The 19,311-nt window shown below is 72.3% G+C and carries 15 protein-coding genes; 9 read left to right on the top strand and 6 right to left on the bottom strand.

Going from position 1 to position 19,311, the window contains the following annotated elements:
• Nucleotides 1–26: 26 nt before the first annotated feature.
• The 4 genes from ACG83_RS19675 to ACG83_RS19660 all read right to left on the bottom strand — a co-directional run bounded on the left by ACG83_RS19675 (nt 27) and on the right by ACG83_RS19660 (nt 5,158).
• A complete protein-coding gene (locus tag ACG83_RS19675; RefSeq protein WP_054567664.1) occupies nt 27–1,370 on the bottom strand; it encodes a maleylpyruvate isomerase N-terminal domain-containing protein in 1,344 nt (447 codons plus the stop codon).
• Nucleotides 1,367–1,999 carry an RNA polymerase sigma factor gene (locus ACG83_RS19670; RefSeq protein WP_235498027.1) on the bottom strand — a complete coding sequence of 211 codons (633 nt, stop codon included), beginning with the start codon at nt 1,997–1,999 and terminating at the stop codon, nt 1,367–1,369. The genes ACG83_RS19675 and ACG83_RS19670 overlap by 4 nt, the downstream gene beginning before the upstream one ends.
• 67 nt (nt 2,000–2,066) lie before the next feature.
• Nucleotides 2,067–3,776 carry a high frequency lysogenization protein HflD gene (locus tag ACG83_RS19665; protein WP_054567663.1) on the bottom strand — a complete coding sequence of 570 codons (1,710 nt, stop codon included), beginning with the start codon at nt 3,774–3,776 and terminating at the stop codon, nt 2,067–2,069.
• Nucleotides 3,773–5,158, bottom strand: a complete 1,386-nt coding sequence (locus tag ACG83_RS19660) for a lipopolysaccharide assembly protein LapB (protein WP_235498026.1) — start codon at nt 5,156–5,158, stop codon at nt 3,773–3,775. The genes ACG83_RS19665 and ACG83_RS19660 overlap by 4 nt, the downstream gene beginning before the upstream one ends.
• Before the next feature lie 270 nt (nt 5,159–5,428).
• Between ACG83_RS19660 and ACG83_RS19655 the strand changes: the two genes are divergently transcribed.
• From ACG83_RS19655 to ACG83_RS19645, 3 genes are all read left to right on the top strand, one after another.
• A complete protein-coding gene (locus tag ACG83_RS19655) occupies nt 5,429–6,889 on the top strand; it encodes a DUF4331 domain-containing protein (RefSeq protein ID WP_054567661.1) in 1,461 nt (486 codons plus the stop codon).
• Nucleotides 6,890–6,903: 14 nt separating this feature from the next.
• A complete protein-coding gene (locus tag ACG83_RS19650) occupies nt 6,904–7,323 on the top strand; it encodes a hypothetical protein (RefSeq protein ID WP_054567660.1) in 420 nt (139 codons plus the stop codon).
• A gap of 303 nt (nt 7,324–7,626) precedes the next feature.
• The gene (locus ACG83_RS19645; RefSeq protein ID WP_235498025.1) at nt 7,627–8,088 is read left to right on the top strand and encodes a hypothetical protein; all 462 of its coding nucleotides are present in this window, start codon (nt 7,627–7,629) and stop codon (nt 8,086–8,088) included.
• A 30-nt stretch (nt 8,089–8,118) separates the two neighbouring features.
• Here the strand turns inward: ACG83_RS19645 and ACG83_RS19640 are convergent, their stop codons facing one another.
• Together ACG83_RS19640 and ACG83_RS19635 are read right to left on the bottom strand one after the other, a co-directional pair.
• Nucleotides 8,119–8,787 (bottom strand): histidine phosphatase family protein, encoded by a 669-nt coding sequence (locus ACG83_RS19640; RefSeq protein ID WP_083473380.1) that lies wholly within the window; start codon nt 8,785–8,787, stop codon nt 8,119–8,121.
• A 111-nt stretch (nt 8,788–8,898) separates the two neighbouring features.
• Nucleotides 8,899–9,420, bottom strand: a complete 522-nt coding sequence (locus tag ACG83_RS19635) for a helix-turn-helix domain-containing protein (protein WP_054567658.1) — start codon at nt 9,418–9,420, stop codon at nt 8,899–8,901.
• A gap of 54 nt (nt 9,421–9,474) precedes the next feature.
• On the opposite strand from ACG83_RS19635, the gene ACG83_RS19630 reads away from it, so the two are divergent.
• The 6 genes from ACG83_RS19630 to ACG83_RS19605 all read left to right on the top strand — a co-directional run bounded on the left by ACG83_RS19630 (nt 9,475) and on the right by ACG83_RS19605 (nt 19,310).
• Nucleotides 9,475–10,911, top strand: coding sequence for an MFS transporter (locus tag ACG83_RS19630; protein ID WP_054567657.1), 1,437 nt, complete (start codon nt 9,475–9,477; stop codon nt 10,909–10,911).
• 152 nt (nt 10,912–11,063) lie between these two features.
• Nucleotides 11,064–12,788, top strand: coding sequence for an amidohydrolase family protein (locus tag ACG83_RS19625; protein ID WP_054567656.1), 1,725 nt, complete (start codon nt 11,064–11,066; stop codon nt 12,786–12,788).
• A gap of 16 nt (nt 12,789–12,804) precedes the next feature.
• Nucleotides 12,805–14,031 carry an amidohydrolase family protein gene (locus tag ACG83_RS19620; protein WP_054567655.1) on the top strand — a complete coding sequence of 409 codons (1,227 nt, stop codon included), beginning with the start codon at nt 12,805–12,807 and terminating at the stop codon, nt 14,029–14,031.
• A gap of 151 nt (nt 14,032–14,182) precedes the next feature.
• Complete coding sequence (locus ACG83_RS19615; RefSeq protein WP_054567924.1) at nt 14,183–14,614, top strand: GNAT family N-acetyltransferase; 432 nt, start codon at nt 14,183–14,185, stop codon at nt 14,612–14,614.
• A gap of 396 nt (nt 14,615–15,010) precedes the next feature.
• Entirely contained in the window at nt 15,011–16,318 is a 1,308-nt protein-coding gene (locus ACG83_RS19610) for an ABC transporter substrate-binding protein (RefSeq protein WP_054567654.1), read from the top strand.
• A 37-nt stretch (nt 16,319–16,355) separates the two neighbouring features.
• Nucleotides 16,356–19,310, top strand: coding sequence for a branched-chain amino acid ABC transporter permease/ATP-binding protein (locus ACG83_RS19605; protein ID WP_054567653.1), 2,955 nt, complete (start codon nt 16,356–16,358; stop codon nt 19,308–19,310).
• The last annotated feature ends 1 nt before the right edge of the window (nt 19,311 follow it).

Raw genomic sequence — 19,311 nt, 5'->3', positions numbered from 1 at the left:
GGTCCCAGAGGGGGAGGCGGCCCGGATCAGGGGCGGGCGAGGCTGGGAGCCAGCGCGAGCAGGCCGGCGGCGAGCCGCTCGTCGCCCTCGACCCGGGCGGTGACCGCGCTCGCGGGCCTGCGATCGCCGACGAGCAGGCAGAACTCGACGATCTCGACGGTCAGGATGCCCGAGGCCGGGCGCGGATCGGCTGGTACCGCGCGCGGATCGGATCGGGCCGGGTGTACCTGTGCGCCGTCCGGCCCGAGTGACCAGGTGCCACCGCCTGACCCCGTCAACGTCACCGTGAGCGTCCCTTCCGGCGGGGGCGCGGTCGCTGCGGCTGTCGCGGCTGCCCAGGGCACGGACAGCAGACGCAGGGCGAGATCGGCCATCGCGTGCAGGTCGTCCGCGCCGGGGTTCGGCACCGTGATTCCCGCAGCCGTGGCGATGTCCCGCGTGTGAATCCACGTCTCGAACGCGCGGGAGGTCAGATGATCGCCGGGCGCGGCCGTCCAGCCATCGACCGTCACGGTGAGGGGTGCCTGGCTCCGTTCGGCCCGTTCGGCGGCGGCGCAGAGCTGTTCCGCCTGCTCGTACCAGCGTCGCCGCACCTCCTCGACCGGCCAGTCCCGAGCGGCGTCCAGGACGATGCCGGTCCGGGTCAGGGCATCCTCCTGCACGTCCTGCGCGTTTGCGTCCTCGACCTGTTCGTCCCTGCCGCCTGCGGCGTCGTGTGCCCCGGTGGGGGCGGGTCGGGCGCCAGCGGAGATGAGGGCGGGCAGCAGCAGGCCGTCGACGGCGTAGAGGTGCAGGACGAGCTCACGGACCGACCATCCGCACGCGGTGGGCAGGTGCCAGTGCTTCGCCTCGAGCTCGATCAGCAGCCGGTCCAGCGCGCCGACCCGGTTGCCATAGCAGGGGACGCCCGCGGCGCCTGCCAGCCCCGGCCGGTGCCGCGGCGATGCCGCGGCCGTTCCCGGCATACGCGCACCCGGCGCCGCCCGGCGGGCCCCGGGCGCGGCCGGGCGGACCGCGAGTGCCGCGGTGAGGATGGCGGTGAGCGAGCCGGGGCCGTCGGCCGGCGGGGCGAGGTGGCCCTCCGACGCGCCCGGCAGCCCCGGGGCCCGCGGTGCCGGGGCCCGCCGTGCCGGGGCCGGTCGTACCGTGCTCTGCCGTACCGGGGCCTGCTGAACCGGGGCCTGCTGTACCGGAGGCTGCGGGGCTCCCGGGAGGAGGGCCGCGGCGTCGGTGGAGCAGGCGGTGCAGCTGCCGAGGTGCTTCTCGACGGCGTCGGCCTCGGCCGGGGTGCAGCTGCCCAGCAGGTAGGCGCCCAACAGCTCACCCACACAGGTGTCGGACGTCCGCGCGACCGGCGGTTCGATCGTCACGGTGCTACTCCCTGATGGGCGAGGGTACGGGCGAGGGTGGCGAGAGCGGCGCGCATCCGCGACTTCGCGGTTCCCTCGGGGATCGCGAGCTTGGTCGCGATGTCACGGTAGGTCAGCTCTGTGTAGTACGCCAGCTCCACGACCTCACGCTGTTTCGGTGGCAGCGCGGCCACGGCGGCCCGCACCGCGTCCGTGTCCTCGCGAGCGAGCAGGTCGTCGCCGGGCACGGCCTCGTCGACGTGCTGGACGAGGCCACGGGCGACCCGTTCGGTGGTGCGCCGAGAGGACTCCCGGCGCACCCAGTCGACGGCCCGCCGGTGTGCCAGCACGGAAAGCCAGGTGCGCAGCTCACCCCGGTTCGGATCGAACCGGAGCGGATGCTGCCAGAAGGTGACCAGCACCTCCTGCAGGACGTCTCGGGCGGCGTCGGCGTCACCGGTCACCCGTACGGCGACCGCGAGCAGGTAGTGGGCATGCCGCTGGTGCACCTCGGCGAGCGCGGCCGGATCACCGGAGACCACCCGACCGTGCAGGTCGACGATGTCGTGGTCGGAGTGGCGAGTGGGCGTGGGCGCCGAGCCCCTGTGCGGCCGGTCGGCCGCCCTGTCCGGGCTGTGCACGATGGGCATGGTAGCGCACACACTCCGCATCATCCGGTCCCGCTCGCCCGATCTCGTCGCTCGCCGTACCCTCTGGTCACGAGATGACCTGGACGCCGGCGCGCAGGGCCACTGTCGCGCCGACGACGACGATCAGTGCCGCGCTCACCACCGGCGCCCAGTACAGGCCCGCGGCAAGCCCCGGGGCCGCGGCGCGCACCCGGTGCAGCAGGGGGACGAGCGTGCGGTCGAGCAGGAAACCCGCCCCGATCAGGGTCAGCGCCATGCCCGCGCCGTAGGCGAGGACGAGCAGGAGCCCGAACCACGCCCGTCCCAGCGCGACCGCACCGAGCAGTACGACGATCGCCGACGGCGTCGGCACCATCCCGCCGGCGAATCCGGCGGCGAGCAGGCTCCGCAGCTGTGACCCGTCGGCCGCCGGATGTGGATGTGTATGCCAGCGCCCCCCGTGCCCGTGCCCGTGCGTGTGCCCGTGCCCATGCCCGTGCGTGTGCGTGTGTCCGTGTCCGTGCGTGTGCCCGTGTCCGTTCGCACCGCTGTGGCTGTGGCTGTGGCGATGGTGGGTGTGGGCGGGGGCCAGGGCCTGGAGGTCCAGACCCGCCACCGACGGGCTGAGCAGCCCGGATGCGCCGGCGAGCCTCGATCGCAGCAGGCTCGCGCCGATCCCGGCTATCAGCAGGCCGCTCGCGACGCCGAGCCAGGGATATATCCGCTCCGGAGCGAAGCCACTCGACGCCGACAGCACGATCGCGAGGATCAGCACACCGCAGGTGTGGGTGAGCGTCACCGCCGTCGCGGTGGCGGCCAGCTGCCGCCCGGTCACCGAGCCTCCGATGATCCGGGCCGCCATGACCGTCTTGCCGTGCCCCGGGGCGAACGCATGGGCGGTGCCCAGGACGAATGCGGAGAGCAGGGCGAGCAGGCCCACCCCGACAGTGAGCGAATCCCGCCTGACCAGGCCGTCGACCCAGCCCGTGAGGCCATCCCCGCCCTGTGCCCGCTGGGCCTGTTCGGCCGCACCGGTTCCGGCCGCACCGGTTCCGGCCGCACCGGCTCCGGCCGCGGGGCCCGTCAGCGGGTCCGTTGCCGCGGGCCCGCCGGGACGCACGGTCAGCGTGGCGCTGGTGACGTCCGACGGCCCGCGCAGAGGATCGTCCGGGTATCGGGTGAGCAGATCGGTGGGCGAGCGGTCGGGTACGTCCGAGCCGAGCAGCGTCGTGCCGTCCCCGACGGCGACCGTCTCCCGCCACCCGATCCGGTCGGTGTAGGCGGCCAGCCGGTACTGCACCGCGCCTACCGGACCACCGGTCTGGGCGGAGAACCGGCAGACCAGTCGCATCGTCGTCAGCCCGCCGGACCCGGGCGGGAACGTCACCGAGCCGCCGGCGCCGACGAGCGGGGTGACCTGGCTGTCCAGCACGAGCCTGGTCTGCCTGGACGTCCGGGCGCATTCGGCCTCCTGCCAGCGTGCGGGGCCCAGTGCGTCCACATCGGGCCGCAGCTGCGCGGTCGGGATCTCGGCGAAGTCGACGATCACGTCGACGTGGACCGTCTCGACGCCGACCCGCAGCACACTGGCGCTGTTGACCGTGAAGTTGCCCAGCGGATGCGCGGACGCGGCGCCGCCGCCCGCCAGCACCAGCGCGACCACAGCCGTGGCGAGGGCGGCCGCCCGGCGCGGCCAGGTCCAGGTCCAGGCCCGGGTCTGGGTCCGGGTCCGGGAACGGGGATGGGGATGGGGATGGGGACGGATCCAGGTCCGGGTCGGGGCCTCGGCGCGGGTCATCGGGTGCCGCCTTCGAGGGAGGTGAGCAGGGCGCGTGCCCGGGGCACGTGCAGCGGCGAGAAATGCGGGTCGGTCTCCAGCGCCGTGCGCAGGTCGCTGATCGCGGCGTCGGTCCGCCCGAGCGCCGCCCACACGACGCCACGGTGGTAGAGGAACAGCGCCCGACGCAGGCCGAGTCCGAGCGCCGAGTCCGCGCTGGCCAGGGCCTCGTCGTCCCGCCCGAGCCGGTGCAGCACCCAGCCGCGGGCGTCGTCGACGAACACACCGGCCCGTCGCGGCGTCGTGCCAAGCCCCGTGTCGGGCCCGGTGCTGGGGGCCGGTGGCGCCAGCGCCGTCCACGCGGTGGCCGGCTCGCCGTGGTCGGCCTCGAACAGCGCCAGCTCGACGTCCACCTCGACGCCCTGGGCGCGAAGCAGCGCCGCGGTCGAGCGCACCAGGTCGTACTGGCGGCGCGCCTCGTCCATCCGGCCGACCGCTTCGAGTAGCTCGCCGTGCTCGGCGACGATCCACGGCTGCGGGCTGCGGGTGGTGGCGACGCGGTAGTCGGCCAGCGCGGTCTCGATCTCACCGCGGGCGGCCGCGACCCGGGCACGGCCGACGAGGAGCTGCACCGACGACGGGTCCTGGACGAGCCCGCGCCGGTAGGCGTCGGCCGCGCCGTCGAGATCGCCGCGGTTGCGGGACAGCTCTCCGAGGTGGAAGTAGGCGAACGCGGCGTCGGCGGGGGATGTCGCGTCGGCGATGACCCGCCGCAGCGTCTCCGCCGCGGGCTCCGGCTGCCCGCGCAGCTCGTACGCGTAGGCGACCCGGGCCAGCGAGGCCACATCGGGACGCAGATCGACCGCGGTCTGTGCCGCCGGCCAGGCCTCGGGGTAGCGCCCGAGCTCGACGAGGGCGTCGAACCGCACCCCGTGAGCTGTCGCGTTGAACGGATTGACGGCGATGGCGGCGTCCGCCGCGCGCAGCGCGCCGGGGAAGTCGTGACGCGCGGCGGCGAGCGCGGCCCGCCCGGTGAGCGCGGTGTCGTTGCCCTCGGGCCGCAGTGCCAGCGAGCGGGCGAAGGCGCTCTCGGCCCGCGGGTAGGACGTCGGGTCGCCGGTGCGTCGGGCCAGCTCGACGTAGGCGAGGCCGAGCTCGGCCCAGGCCGGCCAGTCGCCGGGCACCCGGCCCAGCCGGTCCTGCAGGCGTGCGACGGAGGCGTCCTGCGCACCTGTCACCGCTCGGGCTGTCCCGGGTGCCCCGGCTGCTCGGGGATTCGGCGGTGCGGAGCCGGTGCCTTCGCCCGCCTGGGCGCCCGCCGTCCCGTCGATCGCTGTCAGGGCCCCCGCCGTCAGGACGACCGCCGTCAGGACGACCGCACAGACCACGCCGGTGAGCGTCAACGCCCTGCTCGGCCCCGCCCTTTTCGCAGCCCTTGTTCCGCGCCACCACCACATGGCCGTCCTCCCCGCGTCCGCGTCCGCCGTCCAGGCGCCCGGCGGTACAGCCAGGCGTCCAGCAGCGGTTCGGCGCCGTCAGGCCCGCGGACCGGTGCGGGCGGCGACCAAAAACGTCGGGTAGCCGACACGATCCGCGCGGTCTTCACCGCCGAACCACCGGCGTTGATCGGACCGGCGCTCAGGACCGGTCCCGCGATCCCCCAGGGGGGAAGCATGAGCAGGCAGAAGGCTGCCCGCGCCGGCGCAGGTGTCCGCCATCCGCGGCGGGCGCGGCTGTTCCGGCGGCGCGGTGGCGTCGTCGGCGTGGCCGCGCTCGTCGTCGGCGCCACGGCCGCCGCGCTGGTGGTCCCACCGATCGCCGCCGAGGCGTCGAGCCACCGGGAGGCCCCGCTGATCAGCGGCGACCCGGCGGTCGACAACACCGACACCTACGCCTTCGTCAGCCCCGACGACCCGAACACGGTGACGCTCGTCGCCAACTGGCTGCCCTTCCAGGAACCGGCTGGCGGGCCGAACTTCTACCCGTTCTCCACCGACGCCCGGTACGACATCAACATCGACAACAACGGTGACGCGAAGCCCGACATCACCTACCGCTGGACCTTCGCCAGCAGCTACCGCAACCAGAACACGTTCCTCTACAACACCGGGCCGGTGACCTCCCTCGACGACCCGGACCTGAACTTCCGCCAGACCTACCGACTGGAACGGATCAGCGACGGGAAGTCCACGGTGGTCGCCGACAAGGTGCCGGTCGCGCCGTCGTACGTCGGCAACGCGTCGATGCCGGACTACCTCGCGCTGCGCACGGCGTCGCTCACCCAGATACCGGGCGGCGGCAAGACGTTCGCCGGGCAGGCCGACGACCCGTTCTTCCTGGACCTGAGGGTGTTCGACCTGCTGTACGGGGGCGATCTCTCCGAGGTCGGCCAGGACAGCCTCGCCGGGTTCAACGTGAACTCGATCGTGCTGCAGGTGCCGAAGGCCGATCTCGCGCTCAGGGGCGACCCGGCGCGGAACCCGGTGATCGGGGTGTGGAGCAGCACCCAGCGGCGCAGCGCCGCCTTGTACGGGCCGACCGACGGCTCCGGCCAGCAGCTGTCCTTCGGCGGCTGGTCGCAGGTCTCGCGGCTCGGCGCGCCGCTGGTCAACGAGGTGGTCGTGCCGCTGGGGCAGAAGGACCGGTTCAACGCCTCCACCCCGGCCCGCGACGCCCAGTTCCTGAAGTTCGTCACCGACCCCGAGCTGCCGAAGCTCATCCAGGCGATCTACAAGATCCCCGCGCCACCGACGCCGCGCAAGGATCTGGTCGCGGTCTTCCTGACCGGTGTCAGCAAGGACAACCTCGGTGTCGACCTGAACGCTCACGCGCTGAACGCCGATGCCGACCGGGCGAAGATCGCACCGTCGGAACAGCTGCGGCTGAACATGTCCATCCCGCCGACCGCGACACCGAACCGGCTTGGCGTCCTCGGCGGTGACACGGCCGGCTACCCGAACGGCCGCCGGCTCGGTGACGACGTCGTCGACATCTCGCTGCAGGCCGTGGAAGGCGCCCTGCTGCCGAAGCCGCCGGCCGCGGTCACCGGCCTCGGTGACGGTGTCGACGGGCCCGACGTGCGCTTCCGGGGCTGGTTCCCCTATGTCGGCCTGCCCACCTCGGGCTCGAGCTGACGGGCGGCGACGACATGCGCGCAACCCTGCGCGGCGGCCACGCATCCTTACTCGCCGCCGCCCTCGCTCTCGGCGTCGTCGTCGCCGGAACGACGGCCTGCTCGGATGACGGCCCACCGCCGCTGCCCGAGGCCGGTGCGTTCGCCGCCGGCGTCTGCCGGGACCTGGCTCCGGACCTGATCGAGACGCTGCGGCTCACCCGGTCGGCGCCCGGCGCCGCGGACGGGGTCGCGACGCTCGCCCGCGACCTCGTCCCGTCCCAGGAGAAGCTCTACAACCAGATCGGGGCCGCGGGGGAGTACGCCCGCGATCTGGAGCGGGTCACCACAGCGGTCGGTTTCCTTCGGCTGCGGGTGGACGCCGGAACCTACGAACCAGCCCTGCTCACGGAGGTGACGACGAGCACCCGGCAGCTGGTGGAGCGCTGTACCTGACCGGCGATCACGGGCACTCGGCAGAGCCACTGGTTCCCCGTCCCGCCGCAGCGCGGTGCGGGGAACCAGCCGAGCCGAGGCCCTGGGAACACCGGCCAGGGCGCCGGCGTGTTGTCGAGAAGCGGACAGAAGGCGTGCAAATCCGGCATCCATCCCGTGGTGGTCGCTAGGGTCGTCACTGTGAGTGGTCGGGGATTTCTTGGTCTGTCCAGCAGGCTTGGCCTGGCGGTAGTCGCGTGTGTCGCCTTCGCGGGATGCTCCGGGGAATCCGACCGGGAAACCGCGCCGGACTCCCGCGCGACGGTGTCGAACACGCCCGGCGCGAACGCGACCGGCGAGGCGGCGCCAACGCCGTCGCCGCAGGCTTTTCCGCCGTCACCACTGCCGACCACGGCCTACCCGCCGTTGCCCGGCTTCGGTACGGCGCACGATTTCGGCAGCGTGACGGCTGTCTCCGGCACCGACGCCGCCGGTGGTGCCACGCTGACTCTCGACCGGTTGGCCTACATCCACTGCACACCGCAGCCCAACCAGCTGGAGGAGTGCCTCGACGGTTACCGCGTCGAGCCGGTGGACGCGGGCCGGCGCCAGTACCCGGTGGCATCGACCGTCAAGGTCACCCTGGTTGTGCAACCCGAGATGTACCGGGACGGCACGCTCGCCGACCTGCGGACGTTCGTCGCCGAACGGCCGTCCAACCTGATGCTCCTGCGGCTCGACGAGGCGGGCCGGGTCGTCGCCGTCGGCCAGCCCTGGGTGCCCTGACCTGGCCGAGGGCCGAGTACCCGCCGGCGCTCAGCTGCGGAGCTCCCTGCTGGGACGGATCAGGTGGAAGCCGCTGACAGCTCCGTGCAGAACGAGCGACCACCTGGTGTCCCCGGCCGAGGACCACCGAAGGGACCACCAGGTCAGCGAGGCGTGAGCGACGGAGAATCCGAACGGCATGCGCACGCCTGACGGGATACCCAGGCGGAACCGATGGGCCGCCTCCACCGTCTCGCCGTGTGCGATGACGAGGACGCGCTGGCCCTCGTGCCGGCTGACCATCTCCTGCAGGCAACCGCCGGCCCGGGCAAGGAACTGGCTCCAGCTCTCCGACCCCGGGGCGAAGGGTTCCTCGGGCCGGTCGGAGGGATGGCCGCCGAACTCGGCGATGATGTCGGCCCACGGTCGGCCGTCCGCCTCGCCGTGATCGGGCCCCGCCAGCCGTGGCTCGATCCGCACCGGCAGTGTGAGCTCGTCGCTGACGGCCTGCGCGGTCTCCCGGACCCGCAACCGGGGTGATGCGTAGAGAACGTCGATGGGGCGGTCGTCGTGCAGGGGCCGCAGGGCCCTGGCGAGGTCCGCCGCCTGGGCGTGGCCGCGCTGTGTCAGGCCGGTGCAGCCCAGGTCGCCGCCGGCGATCCAGGCGATGTTGCAGTGCGCCTCGCCGTGCCGCACCAGCATCAGATCCGTGTCGGGCACGCCATGCGCTCCTGAAGGCTGCGTCCTGAAAGCTGAGTTCTGAAGGCTGCTCTGAAGGCTGCGGTGACCTCGCGCCCGGACCCTCCGGCCGACGCGACCTGGCTCCTGATCTTATCGGTCGGTGACCGGGCTCGCCGCCGTTTCGGTACCGGCCGTGGCGCGGCGGGTCGAGGCAATGATGCCGTCGTGGTCGCCGGGGCCGGCGATCGCGCGAACATCCCGCAGGCCGACCGGCTCCCCGCACTGTGAGCAGGTCAGGGCGGTGTGCATGATCTCCCCGCAGCCGGTGTGCCGCAGCTGCAGTGGCGGGCCGTCGGGTGCGGCGTAGCGGTCGCCCCACTCCCGCATGGCGGTCAGGACGGGCCACAGCGCGCGGCCCTTGTCGGTCAGCCGGTAGTCGTACCGCACCGGATGGTCCTGGTAGGGCACCCGGGCCAGCACCCCTGCCTCGACGAGCCCCGCGAGGCGTTGGTTGAGCACGTTGCGGGAGATCCCGAGCCGCCGTTGGAACTCGTCGAAGCGGGTCACGCCGAGGAAGGCGTCCCGGACGATCAGCATCGTCCACCACTCGCCGATGACCTCGAGGCACTGCGCGACGGAGCAGTGCATGTCGGCGAAGCTCTTGCGCTCCATGTCCTCACGCTAGTGGGTTGCTTGATAGAACTGCAAACCCCTACGGTGAGTCCTATGACAGAACTCATGGTGGGGCGGCGGCGCGGCGCGTCGCCGGGCCGGATCGCTCCTCGCCGGGGCGCCGCGGCGTCCGGGCTCGAGGTGCTGCTGATCGTGTGCGCCGGCGTGGTCCTGGTGAACCTCGACCTGTTCGTGGTCAATGTGGCCCTGCCGCAGATCGCCCGCGACCTCGGTGAACGGGACCTCGGCACGCTGTCCTGGGTGCTGAACGGGTACGCCGTGGTCTACGCGGCGCTGCTGGTCTTCTTCGGCCGCCTCGCCGACCGGTACCGGCGCGACCTCGGTTTCCTGCTCGGCGTCGCGGTGTTCACGGTGGCCTCCGCCGCCTGCGCCGCGGCCACCAGCGTCGCGATGCTGATCGGTTTCCGGCTGCTGCAGGCCGTCGGCGCCGCGCTGGTCACCCCGACCTCGCTGGGCCTGGTGCTCGCGGCCCATTCCGCCGAGCGCCGCCAGGGCGCGGTGCGCGCCTGGACCGCCATCGGCGGCATGGCGGCGGCGGTCGGCCCGGTGGTCGGCGGCCTGCTCGTCGCCGCGAGCTGGCGCTGGACGTTCCTGGTGAACATCCCGATCGGCGTCGCGGCCCTCGCGGTCGGCTACCGCAGGCTTCCGCACCTGGCCGGCCAGCCGACGGAACGCCCCGACGCGCTCGGCGTGCTGCTGGCGACGGGGGGAGTGGGGCTGCTGACCGCCGGGCTCGTGCGCGGCGGAGACTGGGGCTGGTCGTCGCCGCCGCTGCTCGCCACCCTGCTCGGCGGCGCGGTGCTGGTGGCGCTGTTCGCGGCGCACTGCGCGGCGAGCCGGAACCCGCTGGTCGCGCCGGCACTGTTCACGAATCGAGCCTTCACCGGTGCATCGGCGGTGGCGGTTCTGTTCTCGGCGTCCTTCGCCGGGATGCTGCTGTCGATCGTGCTCTGGGTGCAGGGGTACTGGGGCTGGTCGGCGCTGCGCGCCGGCCTGGCGATCGCCCCGGGGCCGCTGATGGTCCCGCTGGTGTCCTTCGGTGTCGCCGGTGCCCTGATCGCGCGCTACGGGCCGGCGGTCGTCATGGCTGCCGGCAGCGCCGTGTTCGGCGCGGGACTGGCCTGGTGGGCGCTGGCGATCACCGTTGAGCCGAACTACGTCTCCGGCATGCTGGGAGGCATGATCCTCACCGGGGTCGGCGTCGGCCTGACGCTGCCGACCCTGATGGCCGCCGCGGCCGCGTCGCTGCCTCCGCAGGCGTTCGCGACCGGGTCCGCCGTCGTCAACATGATCCGCCAGATCGGTTTCGTGCTGGGAGTGGCCGTCGTCATCGCCGTGATCGGTGGGTCGTCGGCGGGCGCGGGCGTGCCGCTGGGGGTCTTCCGGAACGCGTGGTGGGTGACCGCCGGGCTCGCGTTCGCCGGCATCGTTCCCACGGTCCTGCTGGCGCGCGTTCGTCCGCGACCATAGCGCCACCATCCGCGCCAGTATTGACACTGATGAGTGCCACATACGACACTCCTCGATGCCCATTGTGTCGGGTGTCACGGAAGGTGGCAGCGGGTTGGTGTTGCCTCCGGCTCGGCCCGGGCGAGATCGCATCCGAGGGAGGCGCTGAGGCAATGTCCTTATACGATCTTGTGATCAAGGGCGGGACCGTCATCGACGGCCTGCAGACCCCGCGTTACCGGGCTGATGTCGCCATCAGGGGCGGCCAGGTCGTGCAGATCGGCCGGGTGAGCGCGTCGGACGGTGCCGAGGTCGTCGACGCGTCCGGCAAGGTCGTGGCGCCCGGGTTCGTCGACCTGCACACCCACTACGACAGCCAGGTCTTCTGGGACCCGTGGTGCACGATGTCCGGCTGGCACGGCGTGACGAGCGTCGTGATCGGCAACTGCGGCTTCGGGTTCGCGCCCTGCAGGCCGGCCGACCGCGAGCGGGCGATGCTGAGCCTGTCGCGCAACGAGGCCGTCCCGATGGAGACGATGCGGGTCGGGATGCCGTGGGACTGGGAGACCTTCCCCGAGTTCCTCGACAGCATCGACCGCACGCCCAAGGGCGTGAACGTGATGTCGTTCGTGCCGCTGTCGCCGCTCTACGGCTACGTCGTCGGCCTGGACGAGGCCAAGTCCCGGACGGTGACCGACGAGGAGCTGGCCCGCATGTGCGCGCTGCTCGTCCAGGCGATGGAGGCCGGCGCCTGCGGCCTGAGCGCCCAGATCCTCGGCGACGTCGGCAACGTCCAGCTCGACTACGACGGCACGCCGATGGTCACCGACCTGATGAGCGAGCGGGACATTCGCGCGTTCTGCCAGGCGCTGGGCTCGCTGGGCCGCGGCGTCGCCCAGGTCACCTCCCCGCTGGAGACGGCGGCCTTCATGGCCCGCGAGAGCGGTCGGCCGATCATCTGGAACGCGTTGCTCGCCGACGGTGCCCTCAACCAGCACGGCGGCCAGATGATCACGCACCGGGACGCGCTGAAGCGCCTCGCCGAGCTCAACGAGGACGAGGGTGTGCGCGTCTTCGCGCAGGCCCTGACCACCAACTTCGCCTCCGAGTTCACGTTCGAGGAGTACAACCTCGCCGACGCCATCCCCTGCTGGAAGGAGGCGCTGCTCGGCACGGTCGAGGAGAAGCGGGCCAAGCTGGCCGACCCGGTCCGCCGCGCGGCGATGAAGGAGGTCCACGAGCAGCGGGGCGGCCTGTTCGGCGCCGGCTACCCGCTCGACGACATCAAGGTGCACTGGATCTCCAGCGACGTCACCCGTGCCCGCTACCTCAAGGACACCTACGAGGGCTACACCGTCGGCGAGATCGCCACCCGGGAGGGCAAGCACCCGATCGACGCCATGCTCGACGTCGCCGTCGCCGGTGAGCTGCGGGTCGGGTTCGCGACGCCGCTGCTGGAGACGCCGCCCGAGTCCATGCGGGAGATCGCCAACGCGCCGGTCGCGCTGCCCGGCGTCAGCGACGGCGGCGCGCACACGAAGTTCGTCACCACCGCGCGCTACCCCAGCGAGCTGCTCGGTCTGTGGGTGCGCGAGCACGGGATCATGTCGCTGGAGCAGGCGCACTGGCGGCTGTCCGCCTACCCGGCCGCCGCCGCCGGGCTGAAGGGCCGGGGCTTCCTCGCCGAGGGGGCGCCGGCGGACGTGATCGTCTACGACCCGCAGACCGTGGACAGCCTGCCCGCCGAGCGGGTGTGGGACTACCCGGCCGGCGAATGGCGCCTCATCCAGAAGGCCGTCGGCTACGACCGGATCATCGTCAACGGAAAGACGACGTTCGTCGACGGTGAATGCACCCAGGAAACACCGGGCCGGCTGCTCCGTCACGGCACGGACTGAAAGCGGGATGACAGTCATGCCAGCTGGCACCGGCTCATCGGGTATCGACACGGTTTTCGACGCCGACAACCACTACTGGGAGTCGAGCGACGCCTTCACCCGCCACCGCGACCCGCGGTTCGCCGACCGTGGCCTACGTGTGGTCGAGGTCGACGGCATCCCACGCTATTTTCTCGGTGATCGCGTGCACCCCATCCTGCCCGGCCCGGGAGACGCGCATCCTCGGCCGCGCCCGGGCGCGTTGTTCGACTACTTCAGCGGGCGTTCGGACAAGGGCTCGATCGGCCACGAGCTTTCCTGCGAGGTGCCGGCCGAGCATCCGGAGTGGTTCGACCGTGACGCCAGGCTGGCCTGCATGGACGCCCAGGGCGTCGAGGCGGTCTGGATGTTCCCGTCGCACGCCGTGTGCATCGAGGGGCCGATGCAGCCGGACATCGAGGGTGCGCTGGAGGTGCTGCGCGCCTTCAACCGCTGGGTTGACGACGACTGGGGCTTCGCATACACGAACCGGATCTTCGGCGCGCCCTTCCTGTCGCTGTCCGATCCGGATGGCGCCGTCGCCGAGCTGGAATGGGCGCTGGAACGCGGCGCGCGGGTGGTCAGCATTCGCAACGGCCCGGCGTTCACCCCGGACGGCACGATCTCGCCGGCGGATCCCGTCTTCGATCCGTTCTGGGCCCGGGTGCAGGAGGCGGGCATCGTCGTAGCGCCGCACCTCGGCTATGACGAGGGCTATCGCGAGGTGGAGATGGCCGTCGCGCGGGCCTGGGGCTACCGGGCCGCCGAGCGAACCGGGGACACCAACGCGCTCACCGTGAGCGAGCCGTTCGTGCAGATGCTGATGAAGCACCGTCTCGTGCACGACTTCGCCGCGGCACTGGTCACCCATGGGCTTTTCGAGCGCCATCCCGGGCTTCGCTTCGCCTTCATCGAAAGCGGCGGAACCTGGGTGGGCCCGCTGCTGCACGGGCTGGAACTGCTCGCCGCGCAGCACCCCGGTACGTTCCGCACCTCGCCGGTCGACCAGTTCATCGAGCACTGCTGGGTCGCTCCGTTCGTGGAGGACCGGGTCGAGGATCTGGCCGCCCACCTTCCGGTCGAGCGGATCCTGTTCGGCTCGGACTGGCCGCATGCCGAGGGCCTGCGCGAGCCCAGGGACTTCCTCGCCGGACTGGCCGGGTTCTCTCCGCAGGCGCAGCGGCGAATCATGGTGGACAACGCCCGCGAGCTGACCTTGCCCTGAGCCTGCGTGAACGTCACCGGACGGTCGTCGCGTCGCGCCCGCAGGCGCGCCCGGGCCGGTGTTCCCCGGATGCGCGGCGGCCGGCCGCCGCGCATCCGCGCGACCTACGCTGCTGGATGGGACCGAATCGCGTTCAGGACGGGTGGGATCGGTGAGGATAGAACCGGCGGACGATGCCATGTTCCGTGAACGCGATGCCTGGCGTTATGACCCGCCCTACGACTTCTATGACAGCGACGGACTGTCGGTGAAGAATCCGGAGCTGTTCTTCGCCGTGCGCGAGGAGCGGGGAGGCCTCGCCGGCTTCTACTTCTTCGAGCCGTGCGGCGACGCGTTGTTCTATGGGCTCGGCCTGCGGCCGGACCTCACCGGTCGCGGGCTTGGCGAGCGGTTCGTCCGTGCTGGGCTGGCGTTCGCCGAGCCCATCCACGGCCGGCGCCGCGTCGTGCTCCACGTCGCGGCCTTCAACGAACGTGCCGTCCGCGTGTACCGGCGCGCCGGTTTCGTCGAGACGGGTCGGCATTCCGAGGCCTTCGACGGTTACGGTCCCGTCGAGTTCGTCGACATGGAGAAGCCTGGCTGATCACCCGCCGGGCTCGGGGCTGCGCCGGGCAGGGCTGTCGCCGGGCGGGGGTGACCCGCCCGGCGTGACCCGCCCGGCGTGACCCGCCCGGCGTGAACGGCCTGGGGTGAACGACCGGGGTCCGTCGCATCCCTGGATTGCTCATGGGCAAAAAGTCAATATCGAACTCGATATTGACTTTGATGAAACCCGCTGTCACGATCGGTCTCCCAGGCGGCGGGGACGACGTTCGATGTCGCTGACCTGGGTCTTCTGGAGATCCGAGGCCGGCCACGCGGCTGTGTCGACGCCGGTGTCGATGCGTGGGCCGAGTGCATCCCGACGTCCCGACGTCCCGACCGACCCTGCGCATCTCGACCGACTGCGCGCAATTCGACCGACAGTGGAGTGGCGACCATGCAGCGAACCCAGCACCCGTCCGAACCGAGCCCGCGTCGGCGGCGCCGAAGCCGTGGGGTCCACGCACGGGGGGCCGTCGCGGCCCTGTCGGCCCTGACGCTGCTGCTGGTCGCCGGCTGCGGCGGCGGCGACAGCGACAAGCCCGCCGCTGCCGACACCGCCGGCAGCAGCACCGCCGCCGGGTTACTCGGGCCGGTGGATCCGGCCTCCGGCGCACCGGTGCGCATCGGGCTCATCTCCGACGGCAAGGGCCCCGTCTCCGACCTGTCCATCGAAGGCGCCGTCGCCAACGCGACCGTGAAGTACCTCAACGAGCACCGAGGCGGGCTCGCCGGCCGGCCGATCGAGCTCGTCGAGTGCGACGCGCTGGCCGACCCGGCCAAGGGCACCGACTGCGCGAACCGGATGGTCGAGGAGGACGTCGCCGCCGTGCTGGTCGGCTCCTCGTCCGTCGCCGAGGCCATCTGGGAGCCCCTGCACGAGGCCCGCATGCCGGTGATGCTCGCCTACGCGGCCGGAGCGCCGCTCAAGGACACCGAGTCGACGTTCGCGCTAACCGACACGTCCTACACGATCAACGCGCTCGTCCAGCTGGCGAAGAGCCAGGGCGTGAAGAAGGTGACGATCGTCGCCATCGACGTGCCGTCCACGATGGTCGTCCTGCGCGCGTCCGAACCGAAGTTCAACGCCGTGGGCATCGAGTTGGAGTCCGTCCCGGTCCCGCCGGGAACCGCCGACATGACACCCCAGATGCAGGGCGTCGCCGACGGCAAGCCCGGGCTCGTGCAGATCGTCGGGAACGACGCCTTCTGCATCGCGGCGCTGAACGGCCTGCGTGCGGTCGCCTACGACGGAGCCATCACCCCGATCTCCAACTGCATGTCCGACAAGACCCGTAAGGCCGTGCCGGGCGACTTCCTCGAGGGCGCGGTCGTCCCGGCGATGGCGCCGATCGGAGCCGACAACCCGTCCACCCAGCTGTACAACACGGTCGCGACGACCTACGGCAAGGGCATCGACACCGGACGCATCGCCGGGATGAACATGTTCATGGAGGTCGCCGCGTTCGAGGCCGCGGCCGACGGTGTCACCGGCGACATCACCGGCGAGTCGATCATCAAGGCCATCCGGGCGATGCCGGAGACGGAGCTGCCCGCTGGCGGCGGCCTGAAGTTCCGGTGCAACAGCAAGGCCTTCCCCTCGCTGCCCGCGGTGTGCGTGCGCGGCTGGTTGACCACGACGCTGGACGGCTCGGGCAACGCCACCGAGTACAGGTCCGTCAACGCCACGCCGATCGAGAGCTGAGCCGACCCGCGCCCAGGACGCCGATCAGGAGATCGCCATGGATCATCTCGGTTCACTGCTGCTCGGGCTCGGCAACGGAGGGGTGTACGCGGCGCTCGCCCTGGCGCTGGTCCTCACCTACCGCAGCTCCGGGGTCATCAACTTCGCGACCGGGGCGGTGGCGTCCTACGTCGCCTACTCGTACGCGGCCCTGCGGGACGGGCAGCTGCTGGTGCTGCTGCCCGGCCTGCCGACGTACGCCGAACTGGGCGGGCCGCTGGGGCTGGCCCCGGCGCTGGTGATCGCGCTGCTCATCGGCGGGCTGCTGGGCGCGGTGCTCTACGTGCTGGTGTTCCGGCCGCTGCGGGAGGCACCGCCGCTGGCCCGGGCGGTGGCCTCGCTCGGCGTCCTGGTGGTCCTCCAGTCGCTGCTCGCGATCCGGGTCGGCACCGCGCCGGTGTCGGTGGGCAACATCTTCCCGTCCGAGCGGTGGGAGATCGGGTCGCTGCTGATCCTGTCCGACCGGCTGTACCTCGCGGTGACGGTGGTGGCGCTCGCCGTCGTCCTGTGGGCTGCCTTTCGCTTCACCCGGTTCGGCCTGCTGACCAGGGCCGCCGCCGAGTCGCAGACCGGTGCGTTCGTCAGCGGGGTGAAGCCGGACCAGCTGGCACTGTACAACTGGATGATCAGCGGTGTGGTCGCCGGCGCCGCCGGGATCCTGATCGCCCCGCTGAGCCCGCTGGCACCGAGCACGTACACCCTGTTCGTCGTGCCGGCACTGGCGGCGGCCGTGGTCGGCGGCTTCCAGAACCTGCTGCCCACGGTGGCCGCCGGGCTGGCGGTGGGGATGCTGCAGTCCGAGGCGACCAGTCTGGCCGGCGACCACTCCTGGCTGCCGAGGACCGGCTCCTCGGAGCTGGTGCCACTGATCGTGATCATGGTGGCGTTGCTGGCCACCGGCCGGGCGATGCCGATCCGCGGCGGGCTCGTCCGCCAGTCGCTCGGCCGGGCACCACGGCCACGCTCGCTGACCATGCCCACCGTGGTCGGCACCGCGATCGCGGTGGTCGCGCTGCTGGCGACCGACGGCACCTGGCGGGCCGCGGTGATCGGCACCTTCATCGCCGCGATCATCGGCCTGTCACTGGTCGTGGTGACCGGCTACGCCGGGCAGGTCTCCCTCGCCCAGCTGGCACTCGCCGGCGCCGCCGCGTTCACGCTGTCCGGGCTGACCCAGAGCTGGCATGTGCCGTTCCCGTTCGCGCCGTTGCTCGCGGCCCTGTTCGCGGCGGGGCTCGGCGTCGTCATCGGGCTGCCGGCGCTGCGGCTGCGCGGGCTGACCCTGGGCATCGTCACGCTCGCACTGGCCTACGCGATGGAGGCCGTCTGGTTCCGCAACACCGACATCGTCGACGCCGAGGGCGCCCGGGTCACCCAGCCGTCGCTGTTCGGCCTCGACCTCGGGATCGGCAGTGGGAAGGCCTTCCCACGGATCGAGTTCGGCCTGCTGTGCCTGGCCGTGCTGGTGGCGGTCTGCTGGGGCGTGGCCAGGCTGCGGATGAGCGCGCTCGGCTCGGCCATGCTCGCCGTGCGTGCCAACGAGCGCTCCGCGGCGGGAATCGGCGTGAACGTGGTGCGGATCAAGGTGATCAGCTTCGCGCTGGCCTCCTTCATCGCCGGTCTCGGCGGTGCGCTGCTGGCCTACCGCCGCGGCGTCGTCACCTACGACTCGTTCACCGCGATCGGCGGCCTGACCCTGCTGGCCACCGCCTACCTGGCCGGTGTCACGTCGGTCTACGGCGGGATCACCGCGGGCATCACCGCCGGGACGGGCATCGTCTTCATCGCGTTCGACCGGTGGGTGCACGTCGGGGACTGGTTCTCCGTGCTGTCCGGGCTGGCCGTGATCGCCGTCCTCATCGGTCACCCCGAAGGCGTCGCCAGCGGCGGCCACGACCTCGCCGACCGTCTCGCCGAACGCCGCGCCCGGCGCCGGCCGGACGGCAGCCCGCCGACGGCGCAGATGGCTGTGACGCCGGGGACGCCGGCTGCGTCCGTGACATCTCCGGCGTCCGAGGAGACCACTTCGACGACAACTGCGGAGCCGGAGACAACCGCGGAGCCGGAGACAGCGGTCCGCCGGGACACACGGCCGCTGCTCGTCGACGGCCTGACCGTCCGCTACGGCGGGATGACGGCGGTGTCGGACGTCTCGATGCGCGTCGAACCGGGGAAGATCGTCGGACTGATCGGCCCCAACGGCGCGGGCAAGACCAGCGTCATCGACGCCATCACCGGCTTCACCCGGGCCACCGGAACCGTCCGACTGGGTGAGGCGCGCCTCGATACCGAGCCGACCCATCGCAGGATCCATCAGGGCCTCGGACGCACCTTCCAGTCCCTGGAGCTCCACGACGACCTGACCGTCGCCGAGAACGTCAGCGCCGCCCTGTACGGCGTCCGCGGTGATCGGCGCCATCGCGCCCTGGCGGACGCGCTCGCCCTGGTCGGCCTCACGGACCGGGCGCAGCGCCCGGCCGGCGAGCTCAGCCACGGTGAACGACAGCTCGTGTCGATCGCCCGGGCCTGCGCGGCGCAGCCCGAGGTCCTGCTGCTCGACGAGCCGGCCGCCGGCCTCGACACGACCGAGTCGGCCTGGCTCGGCGCGAAGGTCCGCTCCATCGCCCGGACCGGTGTCGGCGTGCTCCTCGTCGACCACGACGTGGCCCTGGTGCTCGGCGTCTGCGACCACATCTACGTGCTCGACTTCGGGAAGGTCATCGCCGAGGGCGACCCGGCGGCGATCCGCGCCGACCGGGCCGTCGCCGACGCCTACCTCGGCACCGTCCACGACTCGGACGCACCGGACGCACGGGACGCACGGGACGCACGGGACGCGTCCGTCGCGTCGACCACAGCCGGGCCAGCCGCGGCAGACGGCGCGGACGGAGCGGGCGGGCCTGCCGGGCCTGCCGGGCCGGCGGAGGCCGAGGCCGCGGCGGTGGGGCGGTGAC

This window comes from Frankia sp. R43 (assembly GCF_001306465.1).
GTDB classification, from domain to species: Bacteria; Actinomycetota; Actinomycetes; order Frankiales; family Frankiaceae; genus Parafrankia; species Parafrankia irregularis.
Note: the sequence above shows the minus strand (reverse complement) of the source record. Positions and strands in the feature narration are given on the sequence as shown.

Excerpts from the sequence above, each read along its gene's own strand:
- ACG83_RS19670 (WP_235498027.1), bottom strand. The coding sequence starts at position 1,999 with ATGCCCATCGTGCACAGCCCGGACAGGGCGGCCGACCGGCCGCACAGG.
- ACG83_RS19665 (WP_054567663.1), bottom strand. The coding sequence starts at position 3,776 with ATGACCCGCGCCGAGGCCCCGACCCGGACCTGGATCCGTCCCCATCCC.
- ACG83_RS19655 (WP_054567661.1), top strand. The coding sequence starts at position 5,429 with ATGAGCAGGCAGAAGGCTGCCCGCGCCGGCGCAGGTGTCCGCCATCCG.
- ACG83_RS19650 (WP_054567660.1), top strand. The coding sequence starts at position 6,904 with ATGCGCGCAACCCTGCGCGGCGGCCACGCATCCTTACTCGCCGCCGCC.
- ACG83_RS19635 (WP_054567658.1), bottom strand. The coding sequence starts at position 9,420 with ATGGAGCGCAAGAGCTTCGCCGACATGCACTGCTCCGTCGCGCAGTGC.
- ACG83_RS19630 (WP_054567657.1), top strand. The coding sequence starts at position 9,475 with ATGACAGAACTCATGGTGGGGCGGCGGCGCGGCGCGTCGCCGGGCCGG.
- ACG83_RS19625 (WP_054567656.1), top strand. The coding sequence starts at position 11,064 with ATGTCCTTATACGATCTTGTGATCAAGGGCGGGACCGTCATCGACGGC.
- ACG83_RS19620 (WP_054567655.1), top strand. The coding sequence starts at position 12,805 with ATGCCAGCTGGCACCGGCTCATCGGGTATCGACACGGTTTTCGACGCC.
- ACG83_RS19610 (WP_054567654.1), top strand. The coding sequence starts at position 15,011 with ATGCAGCGAACCCAGCACCCGTCCGAACCGAGCCCGCGTCGGCGGCGC.
- ACG83_RS19605 (WP_054567653.1), top strand. The coding sequence starts at position 16,356 with ATGGATCATCTCGGTTCACTGCTGCTCGGGCTCGGCAACGGAGGGGTG.